General features: G+C 42.4%; 10 protein-coding genes and 2 pseudogenes. 10 read left to right on the top strand and 2 right to left on the bottom strand.

Annotated elements, in window-relative coordinates:
- Positions 1–576 (top strand): annotated as a pseudogene (locus P5674_RS21825) (recombinase); the annotation flags it as partial.
- 138 nt (positions 577–714) lie between these two features.
- Positions 715–1410 (top strand): annotated as a pseudogene (locus P5674_RS21820) (ABC transporter permease); the annotation flags it as partial.
- A gap of 196 nt (positions 1411–1606) precedes the next feature.
- On the opposite strand, the gene P5674_RS21815 reads toward P5674_RS21820, so the two are convergent.
- Positions 1607–2488 carry a ParB/RepB/Spo0J family partition protein gene (locus P5674_RS21815; RefSeq protein WP_014274740.1) on the bottom strand — a complete coding sequence of 294 codons (882 nt, stop codon included), beginning with the start codon at positions 2486–2488 and terminating at the stop codon, positions 1607–1609.
- A 288-nt stretch (positions 2489–2776) separates the two neighbouring features.
- Here P5674_RS21815 and P5674_RS21810 point away from each other — a divergent pair, with 288 nt between their 5' ends.
- Complete coding sequence (locus P5674_RS21810; protein WP_014274741.1) at positions 2777–2953, top strand: hypothetical protein; 177 nt, start codon at positions 2777–2779, stop codon at positions 2951–2953.
- Complete coding sequence (locus tag P5674_RS21805) at positions 2893–3138, top strand: hypothetical protein (RefSeq protein ID WP_152553710.1); 246 nt, start codon at positions 2893–2895, stop codon at positions 3136–3138. Before P5674_RS21810 ends, P5674_RS21805 begins: the two co-directional genes overlap by 61 nt.
- Before the next feature lie 36 nt (positions 3139–3174).
- Here the strand turns inward: P5674_RS21805 and P5674_RS21800 are convergent, their stop codons facing one another.
- Positions 3175–3369, bottom strand: coding sequence for a hypothetical protein (locus tag P5674_RS21800; protein ID WP_006616538.1), 195 nt, complete (start codon positions 3367–3369; stop codon positions 3175–3177).
- Positions 3370–3448: 79 nt separating this feature from the next.
- Between P5674_RS21800 and P5674_RS21795 the strand changes: the two genes are divergently transcribed.
- From P5674_RS21795 to P5674_RS21770, 6 genes are all read left to right on the top strand, one after another.
- Entirely contained in the window at positions 3449–4945 is a 1497-nt protein-coding gene (locus tag P5674_RS21795) for a pre-peptidase C-terminal domain-containing protein (RefSeq protein ID WP_006616537.1), read from the top strand.
- 137 nt (positions 4946–5082) lie between these two features.
- Entirely contained in the window at positions 5083–6102 is a 1020-nt protein-coding gene (locus P5674_RS21790) for a hypothetical protein (RefSeq protein ID WP_315670276.1), read from the top strand.
- 185 nt (positions 6103–6287) lie between these two features.
- Complete coding sequence (locus tag P5674_RS21785) at positions 6288–6698, top strand: hypothetical protein (protein WP_006616535.1); 411 nt, start codon at positions 6288–6290, stop codon at positions 6696–6698.
- Between the two features lie 45 nt (positions 6699–6743).
- Entirely contained in the window at positions 6744–7364 is a 621-nt protein-coding gene (locus tag P5674_RS21780) for a hypothetical protein (protein WP_006616534.1), read from the top strand.
- A gap of 121 nt (positions 7365–7485) precedes the next feature.
- Positions 7486–7800 (top strand): hypothetical protein, encoded by a 315-nt coding sequence (locus tag P5674_RS21775; protein WP_006616533.1) that lies wholly within the window; start codon positions 7486–7488, stop codon positions 7798–7800.
- Between the two features lie 248 nt (positions 7801–8048).
- Positions 8049–8232: reverse transcriptase N-terminal domain-containing protein (locus P5674_RS21770; protein ID WP_315642724.1), on the top strand; the 184-nt coding region annotated here is incomplete at its 3' end.

Raw genomic sequence — 8232 nt, 5'->3', positions numbered from 1 at the left:
TCATTTGTAACTGAAGATGGCGTAATCATCAAAGCACTATCAGACCCTGATAATCAGGATAATTACTTGGTGCTAGGTGACTATGTTTACTTTACTGACGCAGAAGGTAGGAAAGTGAGTATTAAAACAGGGGGAAGGATTGTTGCTCCAATTCCCAGTCCTGAAATGTTTAAACTTCTGGAATTGAAACAGCCGTTGTTACCAGAATATAGCCATAAAAAAGGCGTTCAACCCAGAAGCATAATTGGAGGCTTTGACAAAAAGTTTACCAACATAATTTTCTCTATGAAATGCCCGGTAACCCAGAAATATGCTTTTCGTAGGCTGTACAACCTGTTAGGTGAAAAGTATGGACTACCTATCGAGTTGCGAGCGAGACTTATGGGTCATAGCACAATCGTCAACGAGAGTAAATATAAAACAAAAGGGATTGACGCTACCTTAGAAGTTCTCGATGGATGCTCTAAGTTACCTATACCGTTGAACGTAGCCATAGAACGGTTAACAGCGTTAGGGGTTGATATTGATAGCTCTGAAGCTAAATTATTTCTTGGAGTTATCTATCAGATAGATTAATCTAATCATCAACCTTTCATAAATTAACGCCCCTAGATTAAACCCCTAGGGGTTATTTTATGGCTACAGATTGATGGATCCTGTTATGGTTTTGAGTAACACCTAAGTAACGGTAGAATAGGGGTTGTAGGCTATATAGACGCTTCCGATCCGACCCTGGCTCCTTTAGCTTTGCGGGTTCTATTTGTATTTACCTGTGCAGCTATTTGGGTCGGGTTGTCAGGATCATTGCAAACGATTATCCGAGAAGCAGCTATTTATGCCCGCGAACGTCTTGTTAACTTGGGTTTGTTTCCTTACCTGGGATCCAAAATTATGGTTTTATGCTTTTTAGGATTAGCACAAACATTGTTAATGGCTGCGGTTGTGCTGCTGGGTTTTAAATCTCCAGAACCCACATTAATGCCTTGGATTATTGGACTCAGTATAACCACCTTTCTAACCTTAGTTACAAGTGGTTGTTTGGGTTTAGCAGTTTCCTGTTTTGTTCATAATGAGACTCAAGCTAATACAGCCCTTCCTCTATTGTTACTTCCTCAAATTATTTTTTCGGGAGTATTGTTCAAAATGGAAGGAATAGGAAAAATTATTTCTTGGTTGATGTTAAGTCGTTGGTCGGTGGGGGCTTATGGGGCTTTAGTCGATGTCAATGCTATGGTGCCGGAACCGATGAAAGCTCCCGACGGGAGCATTATTCCTCAACCTTTTGAGGTGACACCTGTTTACGATCCAACCTGGTCGAATTTGAGTTTAAACTGGTTTTTACTTGGATTGCACGCGATTGTTTATTTGACATTGGCATTGTGGAAACAAAAGCAGAAAGATATTTTTTAATCTCTCCACAGTCATTGCGTGAATGCCACATCAAATGAGAGTATAGCATTTTGAATCTATGAAACTATACTCCCATCTGCTCTTGGGAAAAGGAACCACGCAGATTATGAGATGCTTCCAATAGAAGTTGCCATCCGACTTCGATATATAATAATTTCACCTTTGTACTGTATGGGAGAAGAAATCCTCAAAATTTTCAACTTTCTTCATAAAGCAGTAACTTCAACCGTTTCAGCAGTCCCTCAATTTCAGAACGTTTTTGAGGGGATAGCCTAGCCTTTGAACGTCGGAATTGTTTCGCCAGGTCGGATATCTCGGTTTCCAATTGGTCTGGCAGTTCTGATACTTTGCTTTCCCTCACCAATTTCTGCACCTGTCTCAAGGTCAATTTTTGAGCGATCGCCTTTTCCAGCAGCGCCAACCTTTCCTCCTCGGACTTTAACTTGGCTATTTCCTTCGCTTTGGTGTAATCAATATCGCCCTCACCCAGAGCTTTCAGAATTTCCGGTGGCAGTTTCAACAGTGGTAATTGATTGCTCACGAATGAATCCCACGACATTCGACCCAGAGAGTCAAATGTGGATTTGACAATTTCGGCTTCCGATGTACCCATAGCGCTATGGGTAGTTACTTTTTTCTTAGCGTCGTTTTTCATTCGGTGCAGTAGCGATCGCACCTTTTCCACTGAGTCATTTAAGTTGATAGCCAACAGCCGCAAAATCGCCTCGGTTTCTTCAATCGGGTTCAAATCCTCCCGCTGGATATTCTCAGTCAAAGCGCACTGCAAAGCCTCAGCATCGCTCATCTCCTTAACTTGGGCCGGTATCGTCTCAAGTCCCACAATTTGAGCCGCTCGATAGCGACGCTCCCCCGCCACTAACTCGTACTTACCCTTATCAATCGGTCGCACAATCAAATCCTGCAGGATGCCACTGCTTTTAATACTGGCAGCCAGTTTATTGATGCTTTGCTCAGAAAAATACTTTCTCGGTTGCACTTTCGAGATCACGATTTGCTTGATGGGAATTTGACGACGATCGCCAAATTTTCTGATTTGATAGTTTGGTAGAGTTTTCATCGGTCCTTTAGCAGTGAAGTGGTTTTTGGGTTTCCCTAAAATAGTTATCGGATCGAAGCGAGAAATTTACGCAATTTAGCACCCGAGTTTCCAGTCACTCTCGCCTTCCCACCCATCAAGGAAAAATGACTAGACAGGCGATCGCACTTTCCCCAAGTTGAGTAGGTTGGGTTTCGTTACCTCAACCCAACGCCACTATATCTAACTGCTGCCTTTCACCCAACCTACATGGCTGATATTTTACCTTGACAAATACCCGGATTTGACCTACACTATAACAATGGTAAATTGTGGCACCATATATATGGCTTTGACAGTGGCAAAACCCAAAGCCACGGTTTTAATTTAAGAAGTCCGAGAAAATCAGGCGATCGCCTTTTCACCGGTGACTTTTCTGTTGGAGAGTGCGATCGCATTTCCCGCCGCCTTTCTTGGGGAGAAGTGCGATCGCCTTTTCACCGGTGACTTTTTTGGGAAAGAGAGCGATCGCCTTTTCACCGGTGGCAGTTTTGGGAATGCTCCGCTTAGTGGGTGGGGTGTCTGAGAGAGAGCGATCGCATATCGTTTGGGACGGATTATATGACTATCCCGCCGCCTTGTGGTTAAGTAAAACCTTGTGCAGTTTGGGAAGGCGATCGCTTTTCGGGTGAGGTAAAGAAACCGGTAATTTCCCCGCCGCCTTGTGGTTAAGTGAAACCTTGTGCAGTTTGGGAAGGCGATCGCCTTTCGGGTGGTTGTGCAGTTTGGGAAGGCGATCGCTTTTCGGGTAGTTGTGCAGTTTGGGAAGTTAGGTGATCGCTTTTCGGGTGGAGAGCGATCGCTTTGTCACCGGCACCTTCCTGTTGAAACTGTTGTTTGCTTTTATGTTCACAATAGTTCACAATAGTTCACAATAAACTTGACGCATAAAAATTCATTTGCCATACTAAATATACTTTAAATAATTAAAAGCCTAGTATTATGCTTTCTGAGATTATTACTGAGAACGGACTAGACTTGGGTATCGCTACACCTGGGAATAATTATATCATCGTGTCTCAGCTTCCTCCAGGGCAAATCGCCCATTTCAGCGCTTCACCTTTCCAGAATGCGATCGCACTATTGGAAGGAGACGATTATCTCGTTAATGACAATAATGCAAAGATTATCTACGGCAACCAAGGGAATGACACCATTATTGGCGGTGACGGTAGTGATACCATCTTTGGGGGTCAAGATAATGATTTGCTAGAAGCTGGTAATGGTAACAATATCCTATTTGGCAATTTGGGTAATGACACCCTAATTGGAGGACCTGGAAACGATAGCCTGTATGGTGGCGCGGGTAATGATGTGATTATCGGAGGTCCTGGAAACAGCATTATTTCTGGTGACAAGGGATTAGACACCTTAACTGGTGGTAATGGCGCAAACCAGTTTATCCTACAATCATCGGGAGCTGACCGGGATGTAATTACTGATTTCAAATCCGGTATTGATAAGATGCGTCTTCCTACAGGTCTTACCTTTAATGATTTAGAGGTTCGAGGTGCTGGTGCTAACACGGAGATTGTCCGCAATGGTGAAGTTGTGGCAATTCTCAATGATGTGATGTCTTCTTCTATCAACAGCAATGATTTTATCACTGCTGGACAAGAAACACCGCCTCTACCTCCTATACCAATGCCACCTGCACCACTCCCCGTTGGAGATCCCCCGCCCCCACCGGGTACCACCCTTGCACAGGCTCGTGAATTGGGAATATTAACTGAAGATGGCTTTACAACTCGAGATTTTGTAGGCAGGGAAGATCCTGTCGATGATTATCGATTTACACTTCCGACTAATGGTCGCATCTCTGTTGTTCTTGGTGGTGTCACACAATCCGCAGAAGTTCAACTAATTAAAGACTTTAATAACAATGGAGAGATCAATCAAGGAGACGGTGATATTCTGGCATTGTCAATAGCTTCTTCTACGAATAATACTAATATTCAACGAGCTATACAAGCAGGGACTTATTATGTTCGAGTCGTACCTAGGTCTGGTAATAATACTAACTATGACTTAGAATTAGGCTTCCTCTCTCAACCGAGTACCACCCCAGCTAATCCTGGTAATACGTTAAGAAATGCTTTAAATCTTGGGACTTTATCACCAAGGGAAACACTCAGTTTCACTGAATTTGTAGGCGTGACTGATAGTAGTGATATCTATCAATTTACAGTTAACTCTAACAGTGATGTCAGGATAAATCTTGGTGGTGTCACACAATCCGCAGAAGTTCAACTAATTAAAGACTTTAATAACAATGGAGAGATCAATCAAGGAGACGGTGATATTCTGGCATTGTCAATAGCTTCTTCTACGAATAATACTAATATTCAACGAGCTATACAAGCAGGGACTTATTATGTTCGAGTCGTACCTAGGTCTGGTAATAATACTAACTATAATTTAACTATCTCTATTGAATAGCTTGTAGGTTGGGTTGAGGCGCCTCAACCCAACACCAGTATCTCTAACCTCTGTTCACTGTGTTTCATCCAACAGAATTTTAAAAAAATAACTTGAATGTTCAAAATTTCTCCATACCAAATGATAAAATTTGAGCTATGTCTACTCCTGAAAAAAACTTCATTCTCTCAATAAAAAAATGGTTTGAGTTAGGTCTTATTCAACTTCTCTTGCTTTCCACAGTCCCCATACCCATTGTTAAAGCTGAAATTCCATGTAGTTTTGAGAGGTTAAGAATTCTTGCCAAATCTTTAAGAAATGAATCGCCACCCTCTCCTGAAAGCCGAGAAATTCGCTCGGATAGGCATCGCTTTAAATTTCAAATTCCAGCAAACTATCGAGCTGTCATATCGGGAGATAACATTTTGATTCTTTCTCCAGAAGCCTATGAATTTCATCAGTGCCAACCTCGTACTACCCTATGGTACTCCGCCGCCAAAATTTTGGTAACTAACTCTAGTTTGCACCCGAGTGCTTCACTACAGCAAGTGTTTGAACGGCAATCACGTCGTGGACAAGAAGGCATTTTTCAACAAGTTAGTATTGCTGGAGAACCTGCATTACGTTATCATAGCCAAAGTGGCGATGGTCTCACCCGAAGTTATTTTCTCTTCTCACCTCAAAGAACTCAAACAATTACTATTTCCTCCTGGGTGAATTCAGTTAATGATCGGGAACCTGAAGTATTATCTCGCATTACGAATAACTTTGAGATTTTGTTTTCAGTTACAGAAAATCCGATCAGAATTGGTATTGTTCCGACATTAGAGTTTTGTGGTCTAGCCGTTTGGAAATATGCTGATGATAATTTGACGCATCTCTTAACTGCATCAGGTAGTGAGTTATCTGCTAACTTGAGACTTGACAATCAAATTTTGCAATTGAAATCGACAGGTTCAGAGATGTCATCAAGACAAACTAAGCCTCCCTCTAGTTTGACTTTTCAAAATTCTGATGGCTCCATTATTACAACTTTACAAGCAGATTGGAAAATTCAGCATCCTGGTACAAGTTATGGATGGGTTACTGATAATGCAACTCTTAAAGTGATTCAAGGAAATCAAACCACTGAATTGTCTGTGTTTGCAAGTTTTGGATGTCAGTTTTTATTCTATTGAATAAAGCTCTCGAAAGATAAAGTGAACGGGTGTGCAGTTTGGGATATATGAATCTCTCATAACGGAGGCGAGAAGTAGAGTGACTGTAGTTTTAGGCACTGTTCATCCTCATCGATTATCTAATTTTGTTGTTATTCGGTTATCTAATTTTGTTGTTATTCTGCTCTCCATCAAAAATTAATCTAATGAAAATACGACAATTGATTTTTCCATTACCTATTTTATCTTTGCTTTTCGGGACAATTTACACAAATGCGGGAAAGTTAGAACCAACAAGCGGAGAGTGCTTATTTTTTAGGAATGGACAGCTTGAAAAACGTCAAAGCTGCACCTATTTCGGCTATTCATGGACTGGCGGTGGTTTCACCCAACTAGAATGGGAAGATGGTGTCAGTACCGTGATTAACTTTGGTGTACAGGGACGAGGAGAGCGTCCTTGTCCAGAAGTGGGGGTTGATGGAGTCTGTGGAGAATGGGGTTTTCGAGATGCGGCTACGTTGGCTCCACTTAGCCAGCGGACTCTCCGGCGGATGAGTAATGGAGGTCCAATGTTCCGATGTGTCAATGTCAATAATAATTCAGTCTGTTGGCGTTAAAATTTGTCAATGATGACTCGTGTTATTCATTCAGAGTAAGTTGCCATGAGAGATTATTTAAAACTACCCACAATCCTGTCGCTGATGAGCCTCAGTCTCATCTTCGTGACTCCAGCTCAGGCTCAACAGTCGGCTCCCTGTTCTAATGATAACCAAGAACAGCCATCCCAAGCTCGTCGTGAAATCACGAACGAGGAATATGGTTTGCGATTTGAGATTCCTGCTAACTACAGGACTGAACTTCAGCGTGATTCGCGGTCCCATCAACGGTTATCTATTGCGGTTCGGAACCCAACTGATGTGGAATTTATTGACTGTGCAATTCGTAACCGGATGATTGGAGCAGGACCAATTTCTGATGTCATTGTTAGTATTGAACCTCGTCCTAGACATATCCGTAATGTCCGGGATATTTTCCGGGAGGAATCGGAATCTGGTATCACGGGACGTGAAATACTAGAATCTAGTTTTACAACAATTGCTGGACAAGATGCTGTGATTTATACAGTACAAACAATTTATCCTTATCGCCATCAAGCTGCACGGCTAATTCACCCGAATGGACAATATATAATTGTTATTCGGGCTGGAAACCATGGTGAAGAGATCGATCCCATTGATTTAGAAGTCATGGACATCATTATGTCTTCATTTAGAATTGACTAATAGAAGATATTGAGATTGACGACTAGATGGGACTGACCACTAACTACTCTTTTTCAAGGTGAGGCTGATGCGATCGTTCATTTTACTAAGTAGTCTGACAACCTTGGGATTCACCCCTCTTGTGGCCGAAGCAAATCCCAACTGGATAACCGTTCGTTGCACGTTCACCAGTGGCGAGAATCGCTTGCGTGATTCTTGTGAACTCAACCAAATTGATGATGAGTCGGGTCGCCGGGTGGGGTCTCAACTGAGGTGGAGCGATGGGGTGCTGACAGGAATCGAAGTGCTGACGATTAACCGAGAACCCCGCGATCGCGTTTGGTCTCGATTTGGTTTAGCTGAAATTGATGGTGAACTTAGCGACTATAAAGTTTTTAGCGATGGTGGAGTCTGTTTTACCATTCGCCGAAACCAAAATACGATTTGCTATCGTTAGGCTTCTGGAGTTATCGCTTCTACTCATCCCACCTAACTCGCGTTTCCTGTGGCTCATGGCTAGATTAAAATTTATCAAGATGAATTACCATGAAACCTTACATCCAGCTTAAAACTTCGTTGCTTTTTACTTTCATCAGTCTGGCAGGATTGGCGATGGCCACGACTGCGATCGCTCGACTGTAATGGTAGGGATATGCTGACAGGTTACGGTTTGATTGCCAAGAATAGAGCCAAGTAGGAGCTTATATGGCGCAGGCGAGTTTAAAGAAAGGTTTTGGCAAAACCAAACCAATCAAGACTACGAAAAACCCATGGAAGGCTATCCCATGGGCGAAAGTTCAACGGAAAGTTTTCCAACTCCAAAAGAGGATATTTCAAGCAGCTAAATCGGGACAGGATGCAAAGGTTAGAAGGTGGCAACGTCTATTGG

Origin of the sequence: Limnospira sp. PMC 289.06 (assembly GCF_032350395.1) — a bacterium.
GTDB classification, from domain to species: Bacteria; Cyanobacteriota; Cyanobacteriia; order Cyanobacteriales; family Microcoleaceae; genus Limnospira; species Limnospira platensis.
This window is presented reverse-complemented; position numbering and strand designations above follow the sequence as displayed.